Source organism: Micromonospora sp. USAFONa4 (assembly GCF_057197825.1).
The window spans coordinates 3,435,030-3,459,181 of sequence record NZ_CM170072.1 but is presented as its reverse complement, the minus strand read 5'-3'; the positions used below and the strand labels follow the sequence as shown (position 1 = coordinate 3,459,181).

The following is a 24,152-nucleotide window of genomic DNA, read 5'->3' as shown; positions in this document are numbered from 1 at the left end:
ATGCGAGAGCCGACCTTCCTGATCCTCACCGCGCTCGCCGGTGGCCCCCGGCACGGCTACGGCATCATCCGCGAGGTCACCACCCTGTCCGCGCAGCGCGTCACCCTGCTGCCGGGCACCCTCTACGCCGCGCTCGACCGGCTGCACGCCCAGGGGCTCGTCGCGCCCGACCGCGAGGAGACCGTCGACGGCCGGCTCCGCCGCTACTACCGCCTCACCCCTGACGGGATCCGTGCCCTCGACGTCGAGACCGCCCGGCTGCGCCAGCTCGCCGCCGCCGCCGAGAGCCGGCTGCGCACGCTCCGCCCCGGCACCGCCTGACCGCCCCGCACCCGCACCCCCGTCTGCCGCACCGGCACCGGCCCGCCGGTGCGTACCGATCGGAAGGACAGTCATGCCGACGACCGGCGACCCGCTCGCCCGCCGCTACCGGCGGCTGCTCTTCTGCCACCCCCGCGCCTACCGGCGGGCCCGGGCCGACGAGATGGTCGGGGTCCTGCTGGACGCGGCACCGCCGGACCGCACCCGGCCGACGCTGCGCGAGGCCGCCAACCTGATCCGGCACGGCCTGCGCTGCCGGCTGGGACGACCGGCCAGCCGCACGGTCGGCGTCTGGGCCACCCTCACCGCCGTCGTCTGCGGCCTCTTCACCGCCGCCCTCGCCACCCGGGCCGCCTGGGAGACCTCCGCGCCGCAGCCCGACCGGGCCGAGACCGCCGCCGTCTTCGCCGCCGTGCTGCCCGGTCACGACCTCGGCGACGTCGACCTGGCGCCGGCCTTCTTCACCTTCTACAGCCAGCCGCTCACCGTCCGCGCGCTGGACAACCTGCTGCTCGGCGACGGCGGCGAATACCAGCAGAGCGCCGTCGTGGCCGGCGCGGCCGGCACACCCCCGATGCCCGCCGACGAGACGCTCGCCCTGGCGCAGCGGCGCCTGCGCGAGACCGGCTGGCAGGTGTACGAGCCGGAGGTCCACAGCAACCCGGGCTGCGTCGACAAGACGTGCGTCCAGGTCCTCACGATCACCGACACCACCGTGCTCGCCCGGCGCGGCGACACGGTCCTCCAGCTCCAGGTGGCCGCCCCGCCCTCGGCCGACGGCAGCAACCTGTCGCTGGCGCTGAGCCGGACGGCCCCGCCGGCCGTGCTGCCGGCCGGCGTCGGCGGTGGCCTACTGGGAGCGGCTCTCGGCTGGCTGGTCTTCGGCTGGGCCAGCCGGCGCACAGAGGCGGGACATCCGGCCCGGGGAGCGGTCAGCGTCCTGCTCGCGATCACCCTGTTCCTCTGGTGGACGCCCGTACTGCTGACCGTCCCGAGCCTGCTCCGGCATCACCGCGCCGAGCCGCACCCGACGTGGCACCCGCTGTGGGAGTGGCTGGGTCAGCCGGCGGGCTCGCTGCTGTTCGTGGTGGGCGCGGCGAGCGCGCTGCTGGGGCTGGCGCTGGCCGCCGTATCCCGGCGCAGCCCGCAGCCGACGGCCGCCGTCGGCTGACCGCCGGAGCATCGGGCGGCGGGGCGACGCCGGACGTGGCGGCGTGGGCCGCGGCCGTATCCGACGTCGGACGTGGCGGCGTGGGGGGCGCCGTGTCCGACGCCGGACGTGGCAGCGTCGGGCGACGGCGTGTCCGACGAAGAGCTCTCCGGCGCCAGTCCTACCGGCTCCGATCCGTCGTCAGTCCCACCAGAACGACCAGGAGTGCAGGCCGAGAAGCTGCTCGGCGTAGGCGGTCAGGGTTCCGGCACCCTGCCAGACGTTGTCCGGGCAGAAGGCGAAGTGCTCGGCCGCGACCGCCAGGGCGTGCCCGGTCGACGTCGGTGGCGCGGCGACGCTGAGGTTCAGGGTGGCGAACCCGACGCCGACCACCCGTACGCCGAACCGGTCCTCCCAGCTCCGTAGCACCGCCGAGATCTCCCCGGCGTCGCCGGTGTGGTTCGCCGGGCCGTACCAGCCCACCACGGCGAGCGTGTCCGCGCTGCGGGCAGCCGGCACGAGCCCGAGACGCGTCCGCCCGTCCACGAGGAACTCCGCGCACTCGTCGGCGAGCTGGGCGGGCGGCTCCGTCGGGTCGCCGGGCAGGGCGAGGCCGGGCCAGTCCCGACCGAACGGGGCCGTGACGTCCGACGTGTCGTCCTCGCCGGTCGTCGCACAGTCGACCCACCACCGGGCCAGCACCTTCGCCACGTCGTGCTGCTCCGGCGACGACATGTCGGCCGGAGACACCTCGCCGTCGGCCCACGGGCGGTTCTCGTCGCTCGACAACCCGCTCAGCAGCAGCGGCCACAGCCCGGACTCCGGATGCCGCGACCGCATCCGCGCGAACAGTCCCGGGTCGGCCGGGGCGTCGCTCAGCCAGTACGGCGGCGGTCCGCCGTCCTCCGGCTCGACGGTGCGGCCGGGCGGCAGTGCCGCTGGCGGTAGCGAACTCGGCAACCGGGTCAGGTCCGAAATCACGGCGAGAGCGTAGGCGGCCCGTACGACCAATCCTGGCCCGCCCGCGACGCCCCGGGCCGACGGGGCCTCGAAACCGCTCACCGTGCCGAGGCAGCGCGCCTGGTCGCCGTCGATGGCCGGCGTGAACGCGGCGCATGAACGCCTGGTGCGTCATCGGGGTGTGCCGCCGCGCCGCTGGCCCCCGGTAACGATCTCGCCGCCGTCCGGCCGGGCGGTGGATTTCGGTGGCCGAGCCCTGCCCACAGGGGCTAGAACGGTGGTCGTGACCGCCGACATGAACGCCGACGAGGTCCACGCCGTCCTGGCCGCTCTCACCGCCGTCGGGTGCCGGGCCTGGATCGGCGGCGGCTGGGGCGTCGACGCGCTCGTCGGGCACCAGACCCGCGCGCACCGCGACCTGGACCTGGCCATCGCCGCCGAGCAGGAGGCCGTGGCGCTGAGGGCTCTCGGCCGGCTCGGCTACGTCGTCGAGACCGACTGGCGGCCGGTCCGCGTCGAGGTCGTCGCCGACGGGCGGGGGCGGGTCGACCTGCATCCGCTGACGTTCGACGAGGCAGGCGACGGCCACCAGGCCGGCCTCGACGGCGGCACCTTCCGCTGGCCGAAGGGCTGCTTCACCACCGGCACCATCGCCGGTCGCCGGGTCGACTGCATCTCGGTCACCCAGCAACTGCTGTTCCACAGCGGCTACGAACCGCGCGACGTGGACCGCGCCGACCTCGCCTGGCTGCACCGTCTCGCCACGCGCCCGGCGCCCGGCGACGAGCGGAGACCCTGAGCCGGCGGTCCCTGCGGACCTGGGCTTCACCGGAACCGTCCGGACTGGTTCACCGGCGGCCCTACCTGCCCGCGCCCCGTCGTCGGGCTGGCCGGTACGGCTTCAGCCCGGCCGCCGCCCCACGCCCGAGGAACATCCCCGCTGCGCAGCGGCCCAGCGGCCCGGCGGCCCAGCGACCCGGCGACCCGGCGGTCAGGCGGTCAGGCCGGTGTCAGGATCAGCCAGCCGAAGCCGACGACGTCGCGGTAGCTGGTGAGGTATTCGACGCGCCGCTCGTCGGCGAACGCGCGCGCCTCCGGCGTGCCGAGGCGCTCGATGCCCGCGCGCCAGTCGGACTCGAAGTCGTCCCACTCGGCGAGGGTGGACACGGCGACGTGCAGCGGTCGGAACCCGGCGTCCACGGCGAGTTGGGCCAGGCCAGCCAGATCGGGCAGGTCGCCGAAGATCTCGCGGACCTGCGCGCCGGGGCTGGCCTGGTAGAAGCCGTCAGCGAACAGCAGCCTGCCGCCGGGCAGGGTGAGCCGGTGCAGCGCGGCGAGGGCCCGCGCGGCGTCGCCCCAGATCTGGCCGGCCCCGACGTTGACGACGAGGTGGGCGGGCCGGTCCCAGGTGGCCGCGTCCGCGCCGTGGAACGTGACCCGCTCAGCGGCTCCCCGTTCCGTCGCGCGTCGCCGGGCCCGTTGACAGTCGTCGGCGTGGCGTTCCACGCCGTCGCCGGCGATGCCGTGAACCTCGCACAGCCGCAGGAGCAGCTCACCGTTGCCGCAGCCCAGGTCCAGGGCCCGCCAGCCCGGCCCGGTGGGGGTCAGCCGCCGGGCCAGGTCCGCCACCCGCTCCTCGCCGAGCGGCGAGTTGAAGGTCAGGTTGGCCGCGGCGGCGGCCAGGTAGGTACTGCGATCCTCGCTGTTCACCGGCACACGGTACGACAGTGGGCCCGTGACCGAGGGGCGTCGCAAAATCGACGGTCGGGGCTCCCGTCCTGGTCGGCAAACGCCCACCGGGGACGCCGAAGGGCCCGGAACCGCAGTGGCTCCGGGCCCTCGCGCGGCGACCGAGTTCAGCTGGCCGTGATGGTGAACGAGGTGGTGTCGTCCGCCGGGGTCACGTCGGTCAGGCTGGTGACGTAGTCCGAGCGGACCGTGTACGAGCCCGTGCCCAGTTCGCCCGCCGGGGTGCCGGCCGGCGCGGTGAGGATGACGTCGAAGGTGCGTGCCTCGCCCGGAACGAACCGGCCGCCCGGCACGGTGAACCAGTCCCCGGAACTCGGCATGTCCTGCGGCTCGATGTGGTCCACCACGACGCCGGCCGGCAGGTCGGCGATGACGTTCAGCCTGAACGAGGGCGCGTCGTTGCCGTACCGGACCGTCAGCGGCATGCGGCCCAGGAGGCTCCCGTCGGACAGCCGGTCGAGCCTGACCGCGTTGGCGCTCAGCGAGACGTCGGTCTGGGTCGCCTGCACGTACGGCTGCGGCTTGGTGATCTTGCCCTTCGTGGAGCGGAAGAGACTCGTGAACGAGGCGCTCTGGACCGGGTCCTGATCGCCGTTCGGCACCACGCCGATCCAGCTGTCGTCGACGACCATCGGGTAGTCCCGGGGAGTCGTCCGGACATGGAACCGGACGCTGTGCGCCCGACTGGCGCCGGGCGCCAGTTCGCCGCTCCCACTGCCGCAGTTCAGGATGGTGCGGACGCCGACCGCACCCGTATACACGCAGGCGTCCTCGGGATAGACGCGGCCCTCCGCGGCTCCGGCCGGCTCGAGGAAGGACAGGCTGTAGAAGCTGGCGGTCGGGCTGTTGTTCGTGACCGTGGCGTTGAGCGTGCCGACGTAGCCCTGATCGGTCGGCTCCAGGATCAACTGCTGCGCCGAGATGGACAGCGTGCCGGTGCTGGACTTCTGCGGCGCGGCTGCGGCCGGGGCCGTGGTGCCGACCAAGGCTACGGCCAAGCCGACCGCGACCGCGGCGACGCGGCGTCCGGTGGACAGAGTGATGGACATGCTGGAACGCACCTTCCCCCGTGGTTCATCACGCGGCGTAGTGGACGCGTGCTGAATGAGCAACATAGCCAGGCCGACTCCGGCCACGCTGCCCCGTGGGGCAAAACGGGCGTACGCGACCCCCGCCGCCGTTCCACCCTGCCTACCGCTCCTCCATGTCCCGGCCGTGGCCGGATCGGGTGGCGGCGACGAAGCAGAGGCCGGACCGCCCTGTGGACGCCCGGTCTGGTTGAGTCCGGCGTCGTGACCGTCCGCTGGTACGGGGCACGGCTGGCACAGCGCCTACGATCGTGCCCCGTGGAGGGTCTGGGAGCCCTCGGCGCGGTGCTCTGCGGCGCGCTGAGTTGCCTGTTCGCCTGCCTGATGCTCTGCGCCGTCGCTGCGGCCTGGGCAGCCTGGCCCACGCGCCGGTAACGGTCACTGCCGCCTCGGCCCGCCACCAACGCGGAAGCGGAACTGATGCCGCAATGGCAGCGAGGCGGCAACCAAGCGCCTTGCTGCTGCCGGACCTCGGTCAGTTGTACAGCCAGAAGGCAGCACAGCCGCAACAGAGCGCCAGTAGCACGACCGAGGTGAGCAGCAGCACGAGCAGCATGGACAGCTCGGTGCGCGCCGTCGGCGGAGACGGCTCCAGCGGGCGAACTGGCCTCGGCGGCTCGGAGTCGGGCACGGCGCGATCATGTCAGACCCGGAGAGGGCCGAGGAGCGTCCGTGTAACGAGGCCGCAAGGTGATTGCGTGCCCTGACGGCCGCGGTTCGCTCCGCTGTTGCCTGGCATGCTCATCGCATGCCCCCTCCCCGTCCCCGCTACGAGCCGATCATGGCTCCGCCCCCCAGCCCAGGCAGATGGCGTACGGGATTGGCAGCGGCCGCCGGCGTACTCCTGCTGTTCTTCGCCCTGTTCACCGTCGGTCAAGGGCTCTACCTCAACGCGAATGGTGTCACCAGTCAGGCCGAGGTCGTGGACGGGCGGCTCGGCGGTCGTAGCGACTTCGTGCGGGTACGGGTCAGTTCAGGGAAGGAGACAAATCTCTGGGCCTGGAAGGGAACTCCCGAGGTCGGCGAAACGATGACGGTGGTTCACCTTCGAGAGTCGAACTGGGCAAAGGACGCCCGTGCGTTCGCACCGGAAGGGAGCGTCTGGCCGGAACTGTTCCTGGGAGCCCTGTTTCTCGGCGAAGCGCTGCGGCAGCACCGTCGCCGCCGGCGGACCTTTCCCTTTCCGGCCGGCGGCAAGCGGTGACCGTGCCGTCCGCGTGAAGGGGCGGCCCACCGGCCGTGTTGCTCGGAACGCCTGCGACCGGTGGCCGGTCTGGTTGTGGCCCGCCCATGACCGCTCAGCCCTCTGGCTACCGATCCGCAGTCGGCCCATCGGAATCAGCCTGGCGCTCGGCTTGCCAGTTGGCGCGTCCCATCAGATCTCCTCGCCGGGCAGTCGTGGACCGTCCGATGCCGACCGGAGGTCGCAGGCGCGTCGGCAATGCCCGGGGCTGATGGCACGCGGTCGTCACAGCCTGGTCCCGATCGCCGGTCTCTAGCCGATGCGGACGCGACGGGCAGTTGGGGTGGCGTCGCGGACCGCTGATAGGGACATCCCGCGCAGGCGGATCGCTCTTCGAGCCGGAAAACCGTTTGAGCCCTACTTCGGCGTTCCCGTAGGTTGCCGATGCCCGTCGCAGCGAGGACAGAGGACAACCAGCGTGACCCCGCCCGCTCTTTAGACCTGACGCCTTCCTCCGCGCATCTACAGGCCGACCCTCCCGTCGGTTCTGTCGGGCTGCCCTCGTGCGCCCGTTCATGCAGCGTTTGAGGCCGCGCGCAATCGGCCTCGTGTCAGGTCTTCAGAGAGATCGTCATGTCTTCACAACCTCATATCGTGCTGCCCTGGATCGTTCGCCGGACCAGGCTTCCTCTGCTGTCGTTGCGGTGCGTGGACTGCCGGTCGGAGTCGGCCACCACCGGCGAGGGCAGGTTCCGCGTCAACGCCAACGGCAAGCTGCTGGACGTGTGGCTGCTGGTCCGGTGCGTGTCCTGCAATCGAACGAGCAAACTCACCGTGCACGAGCGAGCGTCGGTCAGATCCCTCGATCCGGCGTTACTCGACGGCTACCACGCCAACGATCCGGAGCTCGTGGCGGCCACGCTGCTGGATCCGCTGCTCGCCCGGCGCAACCGGTACACCCTGGACTGGCAGGGGGCCTGGCATCTGGACACCCCGCCGGCACAGCTCGACGAGGCGTGGCCCCTGCAGGTGGAGGTCGACTTCCAGGATCCGGTGCCGGTCCGCCCGGAGCGGCTCATCGCGCAAGGGCTCCGCCTCAGCAGAAACGAGGTACTGCGCCGGATCAAGTGTGACATTTCCCTGCGTCGTCCGACGAGCACCGGATTCACTTTTGTCGTGATGATGAGCGACTCGATGAACTGATTTGCACTCCCTGCGGTGCGAGTCACGGCCGCTACCACGCCACATACGCATACAGCGAGAATTGGTAGGGGGACATGGGCTGTCGCCCATGTCCCCCTGCCACGTTCAGGCCCTCGCTGGGTCCCCGCGCCTTAGCGTGGCAGGGTGGCTGCACCCCGCAGGGCACCCGCCGCCGGAGATGAGCCGTCGGTTTACGTTCCTGTTCGCGTTGGCGGCGGGAATGGCCATCGGCAACCTGTACTGGGCGCAGCCGCTACTCGGCTTCATTGCAGGCGACCTGCGCCGTGACCGCGGCGGCCGGCTGGCTCGTCACCGCGACGCGGATCGGGTACGCCGTCGGCCTGCTGCTGCTCGTACCGCTCGGTGACGTCCTGGACCGCCGGCGGTTCGTTCCGGTGATGCTGTTGATGCCGGCGGGCACTTCCAGGAACTGACCGCCGTTGAACCTCGGCTCCCGCTCGAACGGGAACGCAACGCCTCGGCGGGAACTATCTGGAGGTCGTACAGGCGCTCATTGCGCAGTCCAGGATGTCAGCCGTCCTCGGGCGTCGAGGCCTCCCTCCGATCGGAAGCCCTGGGCGCCATCGACGACATCAATCCCTTCTTGCTCTTCCGTCCACTGAGGGTAGTATCTCCATGTTTGGCCTGAAACGGGGGAGGAAGACCCACTTGAAATGGAAGATGCCGGCCGGCGTCCTAATGGCGCTGGCCTTTATGATTCCGGCAGCGCCGGCGGTGGCTCAAACCGAATCGCCCGGTCTGAACGAGGCCTGCCAGACGGTCGAGCGCAAGGTGTACAAGGATATCCGCGAGCTTGTCACCATCGACCTCGATACCGCCACCGATGTAGAGGTGCGGGTCTTGGCCAATCAGATCCTGGCCGCAGCTAACGCCGATTCGTTGCCCGTTCTGCCACGGGTGATGCAGGAGCGGCTGGACGGCACCGCGGATGATCTGCGTGCATTCCTCAAGGCGGACGTGCAGAACGCCTGGTCAACGAGTCTGCGGATCACGGTGGTCCGGACGTTGACGGGCGCTGGCGCCAACGTGAGGGCGACCGCGCAGAAGGTGCTCGACGACGGGTCCGTCGATGCCTACCTGGCTTACCTGAACAACGGCCTGCACTCCGCACGTGCGATTGACTGCGCGCCTCAGCCCACACCGACGGCAACGTCTCAGCCCACACCGGCACCGAGCGCCACGCCCAGCGCCACGACGACCGTTGCACCGACCCCTGCCCCCTCCTCCAGCCTGGGCGCCCCCGGCGGCGAGGGCGGTGGGCTGCCCGTGACCGGTGCCGACACCGCGACCGTGGCCGGCATTGGCGGTACGCTCCTGCTCCTCGGCGGCGCTGGCTACCTGATCGGACGCCGACGCCGTTCCCGCTTCGCGGCATAACTCGCTCGACGCGCCCAGCTCGATGCTTCGTCGGGTTGGGCGCGCAGGCAAACGTCGAAGGCCCTGGTCGGGATCTGCGTCCTGACCAGGGCCTTGCACGTGGAGCGGGTGACGGGAATCGAACCCGCACTGTCAGCTTGGGAAGCTGATGTTCTGCCATTGAACTACACCCGCAGGCGGCACCACTGTACCTGAGTCGTCACGACGCTGCACCCAGGTACCCCTCCGACACCACCCGGTGCCGCGATCTTGGCAGCCAACGGCCCCCACAGGGGCCTGAACTCGCCAAGATCGCGCCGCGCCACCGCCGCCGCGCCACCGCCGCCACGCCGCCGCCCGCCGCGCCACGCCGCGCCCGCCACGCCGCCACCCCAGTCACGCCACCGTCCGCCACGAGCCGCGTGGCACGACGTGCCCGATCCGCGCGTCGTGGTCCGGATCGAGGCGGCGAGCCGTGTCCCGCGTCAAGCAACGTCGATGCGCGTCCAGCCGCTGCCAGGAAAATCTCCACCGCGGCAACATATGGCCATTCTCAAATCAATCGATGGGTTGTAACGTCTGCCCAACGTTCCAGTCACGGCGTGACATACCCCCTGTCGCGCCGCCAGAAAGAGGTGGGCCCATGGGACTCCGTCCCAACCTGCTGACCCGGCGTACGGCCGGCGTCGCGTCGACGACCCTCGCGCTGCTGCTCAGCACCGCCGCCGTGGGTGTCGTACCGGCCGCTTCGGCCTTCTCCGCCGCCCCGACCGAGGTCTGCGTAGAGCCGGCCGACGTCCACTCGGACGCCCGCGTCAAGCCGGGCAGCGGCGCCAAGCACGAGCCGAACGAGCTGACCCTCGCGGAGACCCGCGAGCGCGAGGCCGACATGGCCGCCGCGCTGCGTGAGCGGGCCCGGTTCCGTACCGGCGCCGGGGCCTCCACGATGGCGGCCGCCGTCACCATCCCGGTGGTGGTGCACGTGATCCAGGAGAACAGCACCCGGGCCGGCGGCAACATCCCCGACTCGATGGTCAACTCGCAGATCAACGTGCTGAACCAGTCGTTCAGCGGGGCGACCGGCGGCGCGTCCACCGCGTTCAGCTTCCAGCTCCAGAAGATCAACCGGGTGACGAACCCGTCCTGGTACCCGATCGTGCAGGGCTCCTCGGCGGAGCGGTCGATGAAGACCTCGCTGCGTACGGGTGGCAAGAACACCCTCAACATCTACCTGGGCGAGCTGAGCGACAGCCTGCTCGGCTGGGCGACCTTCCCGACCCGGAAGCTCAGCAGCATGGACGGCGTCGTCGTGCTGAGCGAGTCGCTGCCGGGCGGCACCGCCACCAACTACAACCAGGGCGACACGGGCACCCACGAGGTCGGCCACTGGCTGAACCTCTACCACACCTTCCAGGGCGGCTGCTCCGGCTCGGGCGACAGCGTCAGCGACACCGCTGCCGAGGCGTCGCCGGCCTCCGGCTGCCCGACCGGGCGGGACACCTGCACCGCCCCCGGCGTCGACCCGATCACCAACTTCATGGACTACAGCTACGACTCCTGCATGTACCAGTTCACCGCCGGGCAGGCCAGCCGCATGCTGACCGCCTGGAACGCGTACCGCGCGGCGTAGTTGCGCCGTACGACTCGACCGGTGCCGGCCTCGCTCGACGGGGCCGGCACCGGCGTCTGCGCGGCCGGGCACGCGGGGGTCGGGCGGTGGTCACGGTGCGACGCCCCGGAGGGGGACGGCCCGGGGCGCCGCACCGCGTCTCAGGCGGCGGGGCGGGCGGCGTGGTCGCCGACGCGCCCCGGCCGGGTCTCGGGCACCAGCGCGGTGCCGGCGGCGGCCGCGTGGGGGTCGAGCCACACCTGGACGGCGGGCCGGCCGTGCCACTCGCTGGCGCCGCCCGCGACGCCGGACTCGCGGCGGGCCAGCATCGCCACGTCGACGGTGAACTCGAAGACCCGCCAGTCGACCTGCGGCGCGGCCCGGTGGCTGCGGGCCAGCCGGGCCACCCGCGCCGGGTCGGTCACCGGCCGGGCGTGGCCGGCGACGTAGGCTTCGTCGTCGCTCTCCTCCGGCGGGAACGAATGCAGCGCGTAGCGGCCGTCGCGCTCCAGGTCGCGCCGCTTGGGCGAGTCGACGACGAAGCAGAAGAGCCCCTCGTCGGTGATCACCGGGGAGACCGGGTGCACCCGGGGGCCGCCGTCGGCGCGGACGGTGGCCAGGTAGCCGAAGCCCGGCCCGTACTGCTGCATGAGGAGGCGGATCCCGTCGGCGAGGCGGGGCTCGTCGGCGGCGAATTCGGACCAGGAAGCCATGCCGGCATTCTATCGAACAATTGTACGAAGATGCACTCCGACACGCAGGTCACGCGTGTCGGTCGCTAAGGTGTGCGGATGCTGCTCTCCGACCGCGACCTGGCCTCCGAGATCGAGGCGGGAACGCTCGCGCTGGAGCCGTTCGAGCCCGCGCTGGTGCAACCGTCCAGCATCGACGTACGCCTGGACAAGCTCTTCCGGGTCTTCAACAACCACCTCTACACCCACATCGACCCCGCGCAGCAGCAGGACGACCTCACGTCGATGGTCGAGGTGCCGGAGGGCGAGCCGTACGTGCTGCATCCGGGCGAGTTCGTGCTCGCCTCGACGCTGGAGGTGATCACGCTCGGCGACCAGCTCGCCGGACGCCTGGAGGGGAAGAGCTCACTGGGCCGGCTGGGCCTGCTCACCCACTCCACGGCGGGCTTCATCGACCCGGGCTTCTCCGGGCACGTGACCCTCGAACTGTCCAACGTGGCCAACCTGCCGATCACCCTCTGGCCGGGCATGAAGATCGGTCAGCTCTGCATCTTCCGGCTCTCGTCGCCGGCGCAGCACCCGTACGGCTCGGCCGTCTACGGCTCGCGCTACCAGGGGCAGCGCGGACCGACCCCGAGCCGCTCCTGGCAGCACTGGCGCACCTGGCCGACGCGCTGACCCGACCCCGTGGGCACGCGGAGGGCCCCCGCCGGGCGGGGGCCCTCCGCGCGACTCAGCCGGGGCGGCCGTAGCTGTGGATCGGGCCGTCGTCGACCTTCTTCATCTTGATCGGCACCCCGGCGCGGGAGGCGTGCACCACCCAGCCCCCGCCGACGTACATGCCGACGTGGTGCAGGTCGCTGTAGTAGAAGACGAGGTCGCCCGGGCGCAGCTCTCCCCGGCTGACGGACGCGGTGGCCCGGCGCTGCTGTGCGGCGTTGTGCGGCAGCGACACCCCCGCCTTCGCCCAGGCGGCGAGCATCAGGCCGGAGCAGTCGTACGAGTTCGGCCCCTCGGCGCCCCAGACGTAGGGCTTGCCGATCTGCGCGCAGGCGAACTTCACGGCGGTGCCGGCCGGGCCGCCGGGATAGCCGGCCGGGCAGGGGGCGGGACGCAGCGGTCCGCCGCCGCCGTTGCCGTAGACCCGCAGCCGCAGCTTCTGCAACCGGTCGATCTCGGCGTTGATCTGCTTCTTCTTCGCCGCGAGCTGGGCCTCGGTGCGGCTGAGCTGGACGACCATCCCGTCCAGCGGTGCCTTCCTGGCGGCCAACCGGTCGCGCAGCTCGGCGACCTGCCGCACGTCCCGCTGCTGGTGTTGGGCGAACTGGTCGAGCAGTTCGAGCTGCCCGATCATCTCGCTCGGTGAGCGGCTGCCCAGCAGGGCGTTGACGGCGGAGACGTTCTCGCCCTTGTAGGCGCGGGCCGCCAGCGCGCCGACCTTCTCCATCGCCTGGTCGACCTGCTTCTCCAGCGGCCCGATCTGCGCGGCGAGCGCGTCGGCCTGCTTCCGCCTGGCGGCGAGGTCCTGGCGGGTGGCGTTGTGCCGTTCGATGATCGGTTCGAGCTTGTTCCAGTCCTCGTCGATCTGCCGCTCGATCTCGGCGACCGTCGGTTCGGCGTGGGCCGCCGTGGCGCCGCCGGTCAGGACGACGGCGAACGCGGCCAGGGCGGCGAGGGCGGTGGTGCAGCGGTACCAGCGTGGGCGCGGCGCAGCCGTCACCGGGTCGGCGAGGGCCGACCGGGCCGACGGTGGCCGCGGGGCATGGTGTGCCACCGGGCTTCGTGCTCCTTCTTCCGTACCGCCTACCGGGTTAGCTGACGGGTTCGGGCGGGAAGGGGCGCCCTACCGCAGGGACTGCGGATTCACCCCGGGGAACCTGGGTCCCCGGCTCGCTCGGGAGCGACTCGGCGGTGTCGGACCGTCACCGCCCTGGTTGGACGGAATGTCACCGGCCGACGAAGGACCAGAGTAGAGACGACCGTTATCGATCCGCAACCCTACGGGCGGTGACACTCCGTACCCGTCCGGGTCGGGCGGATCCGCAACCCGGGCGACGAAGATTTTCTTCCTTCTGAAGTGTCTGACGGAAAGGTATTGACCAGAGGCGGCGGGCGGGGCGAAGGTGACCCCACCTTTGCCCGTCCGAACTGGGGGTCTGATGCACCTGTCAGCGACATCGAGGAGCAGACGCGTCCTGCTGGCCGCCGCCGTGGCCGCCGCCATGGCGACGACGCCGCTCACCGCCGCCGGGTCCGCCGCCGCGGCAGCGCCGGTGGACGACCGGCAGCAGCAGTACGCCGCCGCGGCCGCCGAGTACGGCGTACCGGAGAGCGTCCTGCTCGGAGTCTCCTACCTGCAGTCCCGCTGGGACACCAACGCCGGCACGCCGAGCACCAGCGGCGGCTACGGACCGATGCACCTCACCGACGCCGAGCACGTCGCCGCCCTCGCCGGCGGCACGCACCACGACGAGGGCACCGAGGACCCGCGCGGCGACGACTCCCGCCCGTCCCTCGCCGAGGCCCACGAGCCGCCGGCCGCCACGCCGCCCGCCGAGGCCGCGCTGCGGACCGTCGACGCCGCCGCCGGGCTGACCGGCGCCAGCGAGGAGTCGCTGCGGACGGACGTCACGGCGAACATCCGGGGCGGCGCGGCGCTGCTGGCCGCGTACCAGAAGGAGATCGGCGCCCCGGTCGGCGCCGGCACCGACCCGGCGGCCTGGTACGGCGCGGTGGCCCGGTACTCCGGCGCGGACAGCGCCGACGCCGCGGCGGCCTTCGCCAACGAGGTGTACGCCACCATCGCCACGGGCGACAGCCGGGTGACCGACGACGGGCAGCGGGTCACGCTGGCCGGCCAGGCGGTCCAGCCGAACCGCTCCTGGCTGGACCGGCTGAACCTGCGCAAGCTCGCCCGGCCGGACGGGCTGGAGTGCCCGGACGACATCTCCTGCGAGTGGATCCCGGCGCCGTACGAGAACTACGGCCCCACCCTGGGCGACTACGGCAACCACGACCTGGGCAACCGTCCCACCCAGCAGAAGATCGAGTACATCGTCATCCACGACACCGAGGGCTACTTCGGTCCCAGCGTCAACCTGGTCAAGGACCCGAAGCGGGTGGGTTGGCACTACACCCTGCGCTCGGTGGACGGGCACATCGCCCAGCACATCAAGACCAAGAACGTCGGCTGGCACGCCGGCAACTGGTACGTGAACGCCAAGTCCATCGGCCTCGAACACGAGGGCTTCGCCGGGCACGGCACCTGGTACACCGAGGCGATGTACCGCACCTCCGCCAAGCTGGTCCGCCACCTGGCACGGGCGTACAACATCCCGCTGGACCGCAACCACATCATCGGGCACGACAACGTCCCCGGCACCGTCGCCGCGAACGTGCGCGGCATGCACTGGGACCCGGGACCGTACTGGAACTGGTCGCACTACTTCGACCTGCTCAAGGCGCCGTTCAAGTCGACCGGCACGCACCGGACCGGGCTGGTCACCATCGACCCGGACTTCGCCACCAACCAGCCGCCGTTCACCGGCTGCAACCGGCAGCCTCCGGGCGTGCCGAACCCGCCCCCGGCGACGGCTCCCTGCCCGCTGCGCGGCTCCTCCGCGCTGTTCCTGCACAACGCGCCGAGCCACGACGCGCCGCTGGTCAACGACATCGCGTTGCGGCCCGACGGCACGCCGAACACCACGTACGTCTCCGACCACGGCGCCCGCGTCTCGGCCGGCCAGACGTACGCGCTGGCCGAGGTGCAGGGCGACTGGACCGCGATCTGGTACCTCGGCCAGAAGGGGTGGTTCCACAACCCCGCCGCCAAGCCGACCGCAAAGTGGACCGTCGGGTTCGTGGTGACCCCGAAGGCCGGTAAGGCCACCATCCCGGTGTACGGCCGGGCCTACCCGGAGCAGGCCGCGTACCCGGAGGGCGTGCCGTACCAGGCGATCTCGCCGCTGCAGTACACGCTCTCGGCCGGCCAGCGGTACGCCGTCGGCAACCTGCTCCCCGGCGAGTACTACCGGGCCACCACGTTCGACGGGTCCGCCCCCCACGACCAGACGGTCATCCGGGGCGACAACAGGTACGTGCAGGTCCAGTTCGGCCACCGGATCATGTACGTCAACCTGGACGACGTGAACCTGGTGCCGTCCCCGCTGGGCGCGCCGCGCTGACCGCACCCGCACGAAGAAGGCCCCCGGTCCGACCGGGGGCCTTCTCTCGTTGCGCGAAGCTGATCAGCCGGGCCTGCGGAACCCTGCCACCGGCATCGTGTTGATGCTGGAGACGTTGACCGGCTTGCCGGCCCGGGGCGCGTGCACCATCTTGTCGTTGCCGAGGTAGAGGCCGACGTGACTCAGGTCGGCCTTGAAGAAGACCAGGTCACCCGGGCGCGCCTCGGAGCGCGGGATGGCCTTGCCCTCGTTCCACTGCGCACCCGTGAAGTGCGTCAGGTGGATCCCCGCCGCCTTGTAGGCGTACTGGGTGAGGCCGGAGCAGTCGAACGAGTTCGGGCCGGTGGCACCCCAGACGTACGGGTCGCCGACCTGCGCGCAGGCGGTGCGGATCGCGGTGCGGGCCGCCTCGCTGACCACGCCGTTGATGGTCGGGCACTTCTCCGTCTTGACGGTCGTCACCGGCATCGACGCCTCGAGCTTCTTGATGTCGGCGTCGATCTGCTTCTTCTTCGCCGCCAGGTCGTTCTGCTGCTTCGTCTGCGACACGATCAGCGTGTCGAGCTTCTGCTTCTCCGTGTCGTACTTCTGGCGGACCCGGGTCACGCCCTCGAGCTGCTTGCGCTCCTGGGCGGCCAGCCGGTCCAGCAGCGTCAGCTGCTCGGTCAGCGTGTCGGGCTTGGCGCTGACCAGCAGCGCGCCGATGTCGTGGGACGGGCCGGAGATGTAGTAACGGGAGGCGAGATCGCCGACCCGGTCCATCGCCAGCTCGCTCTCCAGCGCCAACGGCTGGATCTTCTTCTGCAGGTCCTCCGACTTCTTGCGGTTGACCTTCAGCTGCGCCCGCACCTTGTTGTACTGCTCGATGGTGGGCTCGAGCTGCTCCCACTTCTGGTCGATCGCGGCCTCGATCTCGTCGACCGAGGGCTCGGCGTGGGCGGGCGCGGCGAGCATGCCGGCGCCGACCGCTGCCGCGGCGACCAGGGTGAGCAGACGGTGGGCGACCCTACGCAGGCCACCTGGACGAGCAGACCGTCGAGGTGCGTGACGATGAGGGGGCATGGTTGCCACCGGCACCGACTCCTTTTGCAACCCGGCCGCTTGGCGCCTCGCGCGAGGGAAGGAGGGGCGAGACAGACGACCCACAGCGGCCGGTGCCCAACATTAGGGAAGGCCGGCAGCGGAATCAAGGCGACCGAGGGCCACTTCACGCCTGCGCAACCGCTTGCGTACCAAGGGTGTCGGCCCGCCTGCCGACGATGGCGGTCAATACGTCGTCGAGCGTGACCACCCCGAGGGGGCGGCGACCGTCGCTGACCAGCACCATGTGCCGCCGCTCCCGGCGCATCGACAGCAACAGGTCGGCGAGCGTACGGTCCGGCGGCACCACCGCCAACGGCCGGTAGACGTCCGCCGGCACGGGGGCCCGCCGGCTCGCGCCCGCGTACCCGAGCACGTCCTTGACGTGCACGAAGCCGAGCACCCGGCGGGTGTGTCGCTGCACCACCGGGAAGCGGGACCGCCCCGTCAGGGTGGCCAGCACCTCCAGCGAGGCGGGCGAGACGTCCTCGGCCACCGTGGTCACCGTGGACCACGGTTGGAGGGCGTCGGCGGCGGTCCGGCTGTGCAGGGCGAGCGCGCCCGTGATCCGGGCGTGCTCCTCCGCGTCGAGCAGCCCCTCCGTACGCGCCTGCGACACCAGCCCGGCCAGCTCCTCGGCGGTGAAGACCGTCTTCACGGCCTCGGCCGCCTCGACCCGCCACAGTCCCAGCACCCGGCGCGACGCCCACTTCATCGCCACCAGCAGCGGCTTGGTGGCCAGGCAGAACGCCAGCATCGCCGGCCCCAGCCAGAGTGCCGAGGGCTCCGGCCCGGCCAGGGCGATGTTCTTCGGCACCATCTCGCCGACCACGGTGTGCAGGAAGACCACCACCCCGAGGGCGAGCACGAAGGCCACTGGGTGGACCACCCCCTCCGGCAGCCGCGCCGCGTGGAAGGCCGGCTCCAGCAGGTGCGCGAGGGCGGGCTCGGCGATCGCGCCCAGCCCCAGCGAGCAGATGGTGATGCCGAGCTGCGCCCCGGCGATCATCAGCGGGATCTGGTTCATCGCCGACAACGCCCAGCGGGCCCGCTTCGAGCCGCCCGCCAACGGCTCGACCACCGTGCGCCGGGACGCGATCAGCGCGAACTCGCTGCCCACGAAGAACGCGTTGCCGAGCAGCAGCGCGACGGTGACCAGCAGCTCAGGCATCGCCGTCCGGCTCCTCGGGACGGAGCACCCGGACCTGCTCGATCCGGTGCCGCTCGACCTCCACGACGGTGAACTCGAAGCCCGACTCGTCGACCGTCTCGCCCGCGAGCGGGATGTGCCCCAGCCGGGCCATCAGGAACCCGGCGAGCGTCTCGTACGGCCCCTCGGGCAGCCGGAAGCCGGTCTGCTCCGCCAGCTCGTCGGAGCGCAGCACCCCGTCGACGAGGACCGTCCGCTCCCCGCCCGGCACCCTCAGCCCGACCGCGCCGACGTCGTCCACCGCGGCCGGGTCGAACTCGTCGGCGATCTCCCCGACCAGCTCCTCCACGAGGTCCTCCGTGGTGACCACGCCGTCGGTGCCGCCGTACTCGTCGACGACGATGGCGAGGTCGGCACCCGCGCTGCCGAGCGCGGCCAGTACGCCGTCGAGGTCCAGGCTCTCCGGCACGTACACCGGTTCGCGGGCCACCGACCCGACCGTGGTCGAGCCGCGCAGGCCCAGTGGCACGCCCAGCGCGTCCGGCACCCCGGCGACTCCGGTCACCAGGTCGAGGGTCTCCTCGTACACCGGGAACCGGGTCCGCCCAGTTTGGCGGGACAGCGCCAGCAGCTCCGCCACGGTGGCGGTGGCCCGCAGCGCGACCACGTCGACCCGCGGGGTCATCGCCTCGGCGGCCCGCTTGTCGCCGAACCGGATGGTCCGGCGCAGCAGCATGGCGGTGTCGGGCGGCAGCGCCCCGGCCCGCGCCGAGATGGCCGCCAGCAGCCCCAGCTCCTCCGGCGAGCGGGCGCTGGCCAACTCCTCCTGCGGCTCCACGCCCAGCAGCCGGACCAGGCGGTTCGCCGAGTCGTTCAGCGCCCGGATCAGCCAGCCGAAGGCGCGGGAGAAGGCGCGCATCGGGCCGGCGGTCGCGAGAGCGGTGGGCATCGGCCGGGCCAGCGCGAGGTTCTTCGGCACCAGTTCGCCGAAGAGCATGGAGAGGAGGGTGGCCAGGGCCAGGGCGAGGAACGGGGTGAACCGGCCGGCGGCGTCCCCGGCGACCGGCCGCAGCAGCGGGGTGAAGAGGCGGGCCAGGGCGGGCTCGGCCAGGTAGCCCGTGAGCAGCGCGGTGAGGGTGATGCCGAGCTGCGCCCCGGAGAGCTGGAAGGAGAGCTCCCGCAGCGCCCGGCGTACGGTCGCGGCCCGGCCGTCGCCCGCGGTCGCCCGCCGCTCGATCTCGGGGCGGTCCACCGTGACCAGGGCGAACTCGGCCGCGACGAAGAACGCGTTGCCGCCGGTCAGCAGCACGAAGCCGACCAGGGGCAGCAGCGTGGTCAGCAGCAGGCCATCGATGGTCGTCTCACCTCGGCGAAATTCTCGCACGGGCGGCGGCCCCGGTCACGGGCGGAAGATCTGCCGGGCTCGCCGGCCCCGGCTACCGTCGGGTGCATGGCCCCGCTCACGCTCGCCCACGAACTCGCCCTGCTCGGCTACGACGACGCGGGCGCCAACCAGCTCGGCCGTCCCACGCTCGACTACGGCCTGGCCGGCGCCCTGCTGCTGGAGCTGACGCTCGCCGGTCGGGTCGAGGTCGCCGACGACCGGCTGGTGGTGACCGATCCGACCCCCGTCGGGCAGCGGCAGCTCGACGACGCGCTGACCCGGATCGCCACCGAGCCGAAGCGGCGCAAGCCGAAGGACTGGGTCACCCGGCTCGCCAAGGACCTGCCCGAGCAGGTGCTGGACGGGCTGGTCACCGCCGGCGTGCTGCGCCGCGACTCGGACAAGGTGCTGTGGGTCTTTCCGCGTACCCGCTATCCGTCCACCACCGGCGCGGAGCCGGCGGTGGAGACGCAGGCCCGGCAGCGGATGGTCGCCGCCGTGGCCGCGGACGGCCCGGTGGACGGGCGGACGGCCGCGCTCATCGGCCTCGCCCGGGCCGTCGGCCTGGACCGCAAGCTCTTCGCGGAGCTGCCGAAGGAGCACGTCAAGCGCCGGCTGACCGAGATCGCCGCCGGGGACTGGGCGTCCGCCGCCACGAAGAAGGCGATCGAGGAGATCCAGGCGGTCATCCTGATCACGACCACCACGGCCGTCACCACCACGATCATCACCACGTCCTCCTGAACGACGACGGCGGCGGCACCGGGGGGTGCCGCCGCCGTAAGACGTCGCAGGGGGTACGCGTCAGCCGGCCGCCGGCGCCCGCTCGGTGTCGCCCGGCGCCTGCTCGGGCTTGACGGAGCGGAGCAGCACGCTGGCCACGTCGACGACCTCGACCTGCTCGCCGGCGCCCTTGCCGTTCACCCCGTCGTTGAGCATCGTCGAGCAGAACGGGCAGCCGACCGCGACCGTCTTCGCCCCGGTGGACATGGCCTCCTCGACCCGGTCCACGTTGATCCGCTTGCCGATCTTCTCCTCCATCCACATCCGGGCGCCGCCGGCGCCGCAGCAGAAGGAGCGCTCGCTGTTGCGCGGCATCTCGATGAGGCCGCCGTCGCCGCTCGCGCCGTCCCCGCCGGCGATGGCGCTGCCGAGCACCTCACGCGGCGGGGCGAAGACCCGGTTGTGCCGGCCCAGGTAGCAGGGGTCGTGGTAGGTCACGCCGCCGTCGACCGGCTGCACCGGGGTGAGCTTGCCGGTGGCGACCAGGTGCGCCAGGAGCTGGGTGTGGTGGACCACCTCGAACTCGCCGCCGAGCTGGCCGTACTCGTTGCCGAGGGTGTTGAAGCAGTGCGGGCAGGTCGCGACGATCTTCCGCTTGCTCTTCTCCCGGCCCTCGAACGCCTCGTTGAGGGTCTCGACGTTCTGCTGGGCGAGCATCTGGAAGACGAACTCGTTGCCGATGCGGCGGGCCGGGTCGCCGGAGCAGGTCTCGCCCTCGCCGAGGATCGCGAACTTCACGCCCGCCTCGTTGAGCAGCGTGGCGACCGCCCGGGTGGTCTTCTTGGCCCGGTCCTCGAACGCGCCGGCGCAGCCGACCCAGAAGAGGTACTCGAAGTCGTCGACCTCGCCGACCCGCGGCACCTCGAAGTCCAGGCCCTTGGTCCAGTCCTCGCGGGTGTTCTGCGGGGCGCCCCACGGGTTGCCCTTGTTCTCCAGGTTGCGCAGCATCACGCCGGCCTCCGACGGGAAGCTCGACTCGATGAGCACCTGGTAGCGGCGCATGTCGACGATGTGGTCGACGTGCTCGATGTCGACCGGGCACTGCTCGACGCAGGCGCCGCAGGTGGTGCAGGACCAGAGCACGTCCGGGTCGATGATGCCGCCTTCCTCGGCGGTGCCGATCAGCGGCTTCTCGGCCTCGGCCAGGGCCAGCACGTCCATGTGGGCGAGCTGGGCGGCGGTGGCCTTCTCCTCGCCGGTCAGGTCCTTGCCGCCGCCGGCCAGCAGGTACGGCGCCTTCGCGTACGCGTGGTCGCGCAGGCTCAGCACCAGCAGCTTCGGCGACAGCGGCTTGCCGGTGTTCCAGGCCGGGCACTGCGACTGGCAGCGGCCGCACTCGGTGCATGTGCTGAAGTCCAGCAGGCCCTTCCAGGTGAACTGCTCGACCTGGGCGACACCGAACTGGTCCTTCTCCGGGTCGGCCTCCTCGAAGTCCAGCGGCTTGCCCTGGCTGGTCATGGGGCGCAGCGCGCCGAGGCCGGAGACGTTGGCGCCCGGGTCGCGCTTGAAGAAGATGTTGAAGAAGGCCAGGAAGCGGTGCCAGGCGACGCCCATGGTGACGTTCAGCGAGATCACGATGAGCCAGGTCATCGAGATGACGATCTTGATCAGCGCGGCGACGCTGACGCCGGCCGCCCAGTTCGGCAGCAGGCCGCCGACGGCGTGGCTGAGCGGGGCGGCCCAGACCGGGTACTCGAAGTGGTCGGTGGCGACCTTGAAGCCCCGGATGACGAAGCCCATGATCAGTACGGCGAGGATGATGCCCTCGACGAAGTAGCCCTGCCACATGGTCGAGCCGGTGAACCGGGACTTCCCGCCCGGCCGGGTGGGCCGGTTGCGGAGCCGGATCGCGATCAGCACCAGGATGCTGACGATGCCCAGGATCGCGAGCCACTCGGTGACCAGCCCGTAGATCGCCCAGTTGCCCACCAGCGGCAGCCCGCCGGTCGGGGAGACGACCTCGAAGTACGCCTCCAGCACCAGCAGCGACAGCACGATGAAGCCGACCATCACGAACCAGTGCGCCGCGCCCACCACGCTCCAGCGGAGCATGCGGGTGTGGCCGGCGGTCTCGGCCAGCATCGTCTTCGCGCGGGTGCCCGTGTCGCCGAAGCGGGTCGGGTCCGGCTGCCCCAGCCGGATGACGGCCACCATCTTCATGACCGCGCGTACCGCAAGCCACACCGCCACGGCGGTGATGGCGAACGCGAGGATCGTGGTGACGATCTGGACGCTGCCCATCGAGTTGGCCTCCCCGGTCTGCTGCCTGTCGAGCGGCTCGGCGACCGGGGCCCCGCGTCAGGGCACGACCGGCGAGCAACAGCCGCCGCACCCTCGACCGGACCGGTCGATGACCTCGCTCCGCTCGGTCATGCAGTGCAGCCTACGCGCAAGGTTACCCAGGAGTAACGTGAGTCATCTCGCACCGGGCCGCGCCGCCCTGCGCACACCTTAGGGCGAAGACACCCCCACCGCCGGGTAGGGGCTCCACCGAGTGACATGGATTGCCACGCCACCGGCCCGGAACCGGACGGCGCCGACGGCAGGGCCGACCACGCCCGGACGACCCCGCCGCCGGTCCGGCGGCGGGGTGCGGCGCTCAGCGCCGGCGGGTGGGCGGGACGCCTAGCGCCAGCGGGAGAGCAGGATCAGGGAGGCGACCATCGCGCCGAAGCCCACCGCGAGGTTCCAGTAACCCCACGACATGACCGGGTACTCCTGCTCGGAGAGGTAGTAGATCACCAGCCAGCCGATGCCGAAGACGATCAGGGCGACCGCCGAGACCGGGAGCCACACCGGGCTAGGCTTGCGCGTCGCCGCCGTCGCCGTCGGACGGACGTCCGTCGGCGGGGTGTACACCTTCTTCTTGCGAACCTGAGACTTGGGCACGACGCTCTCCAGAGGGGTTACGACCTCGTCCGGCCTGACAACCGGGCGCGGGGGCGACGGTCCATGGCCAATAATGTTCGACAGCTAGCGTAGTCCCGAAGGCCCGTCCAATCCACGAATGGGGCGAGGCCAGTGCAAGGAGTGACCGAAAAAGGCGGGACTGTTCGGGTCGCCGCGGCGGCTCGCGCCTCCGCGGGCTGAACCAGACGACGGGGAAGGAACGCTCGGTGGAGTACACATCCGGCGCGGCCTCCTGGCAGAAGGTGCTCCGGCGGGCGGTCGCCGGGCTGCTGCCTCGACGCCCACGGCAGCGACGACCGGGCTGGTCGATCGGGGTGCCGCTGATCGCCGCCGCGGCCGGGCTGCTCTTCACCACCACGGCGACCACCGCGGGCGGCACCGCCCTGCGCGAGGACCGCCGGCCCCAGCTCAACCAGTTGATCGAGGACCGGCGCGCGGAAGTGGCGGCCAGCGAGCGGCGGGCGTCCGACCTGCGCGCCGAGGTCGAGGGCCGCACCAGCGCCCTGGCCAGCTCCGACGGACCGATCAGGGAACAGCAGGACCGGGCCGCTGCCAGCCGGGCGGACGCCGGTTTCACCGCGCTCGCCGGCTCCGGGGTGACGGTGGAACTCGACGACGCGCCCCGGCGCAACGACGGCACGCTGCCCGCCGGAGCCACCAACGACGACCTGGTCGTCCACCAGGGAGACGTGCAGGCGGTGGTGAACGCCCTCTGGGCGGGTGGCGCCGAGGCCATGTCCATCATGAACGTCCGCGTGCTGTCGACCAGCGCGGTACGCTGCGTGGGTAACACCCTGCTGCTGCACGGCCGGGTGTACTCCCCACCATTCAAGATCGTAGCAATCGGCGATCCCGCTGCCCTGCAGCAGGCCCTCGCCGACTCACAGGGAGTCCGGTTGTTCAGGGACCTGGTCGACGACTACAAGCTCGGTTACAAGGAGACCGTCTCCTCGGTGACCGTGCCGGCGTTCGAGGACTCGACCACGCTGCGCTCGGCGACGGTGCCCAGGTGAACCGCGTACCGGACGACCGGCCCGAGGACCGCGACGCCCGTCACCGCGACCAGGACGACGGGCCGACCGCCTTCCTGCCCAAGGTCGACCGGCCCGGGCCCGCCCCGGCCCGCCCGGCCCCGGCCGGCGCCTGGCCGGAGCCCACGCTCCCGCCCCGCTCCCCGGCCCCCCGTCCGCCCCACGGGCCCGACCCGGCCGCCGGCGACGGTCGCGCGCCTGCCGGCCCCTCCGGCGGATGGTCGCGCGCCGCGCCCGACCCGACCCGCCCGGCACCGGAACCCGGCCGTCCCGCGAACCTCGGCCACTTCCCGCCGAG

23 protein-coding genes, 1 tRNA gene and 1 riboswitch are annotated in these 24,152 nt (G+C 71.8%); of the genes, 12 read left to right on the top strand and 12 right to left on the bottom strand.

Annotated elements, in window-relative coordinates; genetic code table 11:
- Window positions 1-321, top strand: coding sequence for a PadR family transcriptional regulator (locus AC0OO9_RS15160; protein ID WP_484517957.1), 321 nt, complete (start codon window positions 1-3; stop codon window positions 319-321).
- A 73-nt stretch (window positions 322-394) separates the two neighbouring features.
- Window positions 395-1,492, top strand: coding sequence for a hypothetical protein (locus AC0OO9_RS15155; protein WP_484517727.1), 1,098 nt, complete (start codon window positions 395-397; stop codon window positions 1,490-1,492).
- A gap of 180 nt (window positions 1,493-1,672) precedes the next feature.
- On the opposite strand, the gene AC0OO9_RS15150 is transcribed toward AC0OO9_RS15155, so the two are convergent.
- On the bottom strand, window positions 1,673-2,452 hold the full coding sequence (locus tag AC0OO9_RS15150; protein WP_484517726.1) for a DUF4253 domain-containing protein: 780 nt from the start codon (window positions 2,450-2,452) through the stop codon (window positions 1,673-1,675).
- Window positions 2,453-2,714: 262 nt separating this feature from the next.
- On the opposite strand from AC0OO9_RS15150, the gene AC0OO9_RS15145 reads away from it, so the two are divergent.
- Window positions 2,715-3,230, top strand: a complete 516-nt coding sequence (locus AC0OO9_RS15145; RefSeq protein WP_484517725.1) for a nucleotidyltransferase domain-containing protein — start codon at window positions 2,715-2,717, stop codon at window positions 3,228-3,230.
- A gap of 200 nt (window positions 3,231-3,430) precedes the next feature.
- Here the strand turns inward: AC0OO9_RS15145 and AC0OO9_RS15140 are convergent, their stop codons facing one another.
- The 3 genes from AC0OO9_RS15140 to AC0OO9_RS15130 all read right to left on the bottom strand — a co-directional run bounded on the left by AC0OO9_RS15140 (window position 3,431) and on the right by AC0OO9_RS15130 (window position 5,899).
- Entirely contained in the window at window positions 3,431-4,141 is a 711-nt protein-coding gene (locus tag AC0OO9_RS15140) for an SAM-dependent methyltransferase (protein ID WP_484517724.1), read from the bottom strand.
- 146 nt (window positions 4,142-4,287) lie between these two features.
- Window positions 4,288-5,229, bottom strand: a complete 942-nt coding sequence (locus tag AC0OO9_RS15135) for a hypothetical protein (protein WP_484517723.1) — start codon at window positions 5,227-5,229, stop codon at window positions 4,288-4,290.
- A gap of 514 nt (window positions 5,230-5,743) precedes the next feature.
- Entirely contained in the window at window positions 5,744-5,899 is a 156-nt protein-coding gene (locus tag AC0OO9_RS15130; protein WP_484517721.1) for a hypothetical protein, read from the bottom strand.
- A 189-nt stretch (window positions 5,900-6,088) separates the two neighbouring features.
- Between AC0OO9_RS15130 and AC0OO9_RS15125 the strand changes: the two genes are divergently transcribed.
- The 4 genes from AC0OO9_RS15125 (at window position 6,089) to AC0OO9_RS15110 (ending at window position 9,052) form a co-directional block, all read left to right on the top strand.
- Complete coding sequence (locus tag AC0OO9_RS15125; protein WP_484517720.1) at window positions 6,089-6,472, top strand: hypothetical protein; 384 nt, start codon at window positions 6,089-6,091, stop codon at window positions 6,470-6,472.
- Window positions 6,473-7,159: 687 nt separating this feature from the next.
- Entirely contained in the window at window positions 7,160-7,654 is a 495-nt protein-coding gene (locus AC0OO9_RS15120; RefSeq protein WP_484517718.1) for a DUF1062 domain-containing protein, read from the top strand.
- 284 nt (window positions 7,655-7,938) lie between these two features.
- Entirely contained in the window at window positions 7,939-8,088 is a 150-nt protein-coding gene (locus AC0OO9_RS15115) for a hypothetical protein (protein ID WP_484517717.1), read from the top strand.
- A 235-nt stretch (window positions 8,089-8,323) separates the two neighbouring features.
- On the top strand, window positions 8,324-9,052 hold the full coding sequence (locus AC0OO9_RS15110; protein ID WP_484517715.1) for an LPXTG cell wall anchor domain-containing protein: 729 nt from the start codon (window positions 8,324-8,326) through the stop codon (window positions 9,050-9,052).
- Between the two features lie 100 nt (window positions 9,053-9,152).
- Here AC0OO9_RS15110 and AC0OO9_RS15105 read toward each other — a convergent pair.
- Window positions 9,153-9,226 (bottom strand) — tRNA-Gly (locus AC0OO9_RS15105).
- A gap of 448 nt (window positions 9,227-9,674) precedes the next feature.
- Between AC0OO9_RS15105 and AC0OO9_RS15100 the strand changes: the two genes are divergently transcribed.
- Window positions 9,675-10,661, top strand: a complete 987-nt coding sequence (locus tag AC0OO9_RS15100; protein ID WP_132235311.1) for a zinc metalloprotease — start codon at window positions 9,675-9,677, stop codon at window positions 10,659-10,661.
- Between the two features lie 140 nt (window positions 10,662-10,801).
- On the opposite strand, the gene AC0OO9_RS15095 is transcribed toward AC0OO9_RS15100, so the two are convergent.
- Window positions 10,802-11,353, bottom strand: a complete 552-nt coding sequence (locus AC0OO9_RS15095) for a pyridoxamine 5'-phosphate oxidase family protein (protein ID WP_484517714.1) — start codon at window positions 11,351-11,353, stop codon at window positions 10,802-10,804.
- Between the two features lie 78 nt (window positions 11,354-11,431).
- Here AC0OO9_RS15095 and dcd point away from each other — a divergent pair, with 78 nt between their 5' ends.
- Window positions 11,432-12,010, top strand: coding sequence for a dCTP deaminase (gene dcd / locus AC0OO9_RS15090; protein ID WP_121397319.1), 579 nt, complete (start codon window positions 11,432-11,434; stop codon window positions 12,008-12,010).
- A gap of 55 nt (window positions 12,011-12,065) precedes the next feature.
- Here dcd and AC0OO9_RS15085 read toward each other — a convergent pair whose 3' ends face one another.
- Window positions 12,066-13,106 (bottom strand): C40 family peptidase, encoded by a 1,041-nt coding sequence (locus AC0OO9_RS15085; RefSeq protein WP_484517713.1) that lies wholly within the window; start codon window positions 13,104-13,106, stop codon window positions 12,066-12,068.
- Window positions 13,107-13,118: 12 nt separating this feature from the next.
- Window positions 13,119-13,253: riboswitch (cyclic di-AMP (ydaO/yuaA leader) on the bottom strand.
- A gap of 238 nt (window positions 13,254-13,491) precedes the next feature.
- On the opposite strand from AC0OO9_RS15085, the gene AC0OO9_RS15080 reads away from it, so the two are divergent.
- A complete protein-coding gene (locus AC0OO9_RS15080) occupies window positions 13,492-15,516 on the top strand; it encodes an N-acetylmuramoyl-L-alanine amidase (RefSeq protein ID WP_484517712.1) in 2,025 nt (674 codons plus the stop codon).
- Between the two features lie 63 nt (window positions 15,517-15,579).
- Here AC0OO9_RS15080 and AC0OO9_RS15075 read toward each other — a convergent pair whose 3' ends face one another.
- The 3 genes from AC0OO9_RS15075 to AC0OO9_RS15065 all read right to left on the bottom strand — a co-directional run bounded on the left by AC0OO9_RS15075 (window position 15,580) and on the right by AC0OO9_RS15065 (window position 19,073).
- Window positions 15,580-16,578 carry a C40 family peptidase gene (locus tag AC0OO9_RS15075; RefSeq protein WP_484517711.1) on the bottom strand — a complete coding sequence of 333 codons (999 nt, stop codon included), beginning with the start codon at window positions 16,576-16,578 and terminating at the stop codon, window positions 15,580-15,582.
- A 145-nt stretch (window positions 16,579-16,723) separates the two neighbouring features.
- Complete coding sequence (locus AC0OO9_RS15070; RefSeq protein ID WP_484517710.1) at window positions 16,724-17,767, bottom strand: hemolysin family protein; 1,044 nt, start codon at window positions 17,765-17,767, stop codon at window positions 16,724-16,726.
- Window positions 17,760-19,073 carry a hemolysin family protein gene (locus AC0OO9_RS15065; RefSeq protein WP_484517956.1) on the bottom strand — a complete coding sequence of 438 codons (1,314 nt, stop codon included), beginning with the start codon at window positions 19,071-19,073 and terminating at the stop codon, window positions 17,760-17,762. The genes AC0OO9_RS15070 and AC0OO9_RS15065 overlap by 8 nt, the downstream gene beginning before the upstream one ends.
- A gap of 123 nt (window positions 19,074-19,196) precedes the next feature.
- Between AC0OO9_RS15065 and AC0OO9_RS15060 the strand changes: the two genes are divergently transcribed.
- Entirely contained in the window at window positions 19,197-19,874 is a 678-nt protein-coding gene (locus AC0OO9_RS15060) for a GOLPH3/VPS74 family protein (RefSeq protein ID WP_484517709.1), read from the top strand.
- A gap of 60 nt (window positions 19,875-19,934) precedes the next feature.
- On the opposite strand, the gene AC0OO9_RS15055 is transcribed toward AC0OO9_RS15060, so the two are convergent.
- Window positions 19,935-22,154 carry a (Fe-S)-binding protein gene (locus AC0OO9_RS15055; protein ID WP_132235564.1) on the bottom strand — a complete coding sequence of 740 codons (2,220 nt, stop codon included), beginning with the start codon at window positions 22,152-22,154 and terminating at the stop codon, window positions 19,935-19,937.
- Between the two features lie 384 nt (window positions 22,155-22,538).
- On the bottom strand, window positions 22,539-22,802 hold the full coding sequence (locus tag AC0OO9_RS15050; RefSeq protein ID WP_151454344.1) for a cell division protein CrgA: 264 nt from the start codon (window positions 22,800-22,802) through the stop codon (window positions 22,539-22,541).
- A 227-nt stretch (window positions 22,803-23,029) separates the two neighbouring features.
- Between AC0OO9_RS15050 and AC0OO9_RS15045 the strand changes: the two genes are divergently transcribed.
- The gene (locus AC0OO9_RS15045; protein ID WP_151454343.1) at window positions 23,030-23,836 is read left to right on the top strand and encodes a DUF881 domain-containing protein; all 807 of its coding nucleotides are present in this window, start codon (window positions 23,030-23,032) and stop codon (window positions 23,834-23,836) included.
- Window positions 23,837-24,152: the final 316 nt, after the last annotated feature.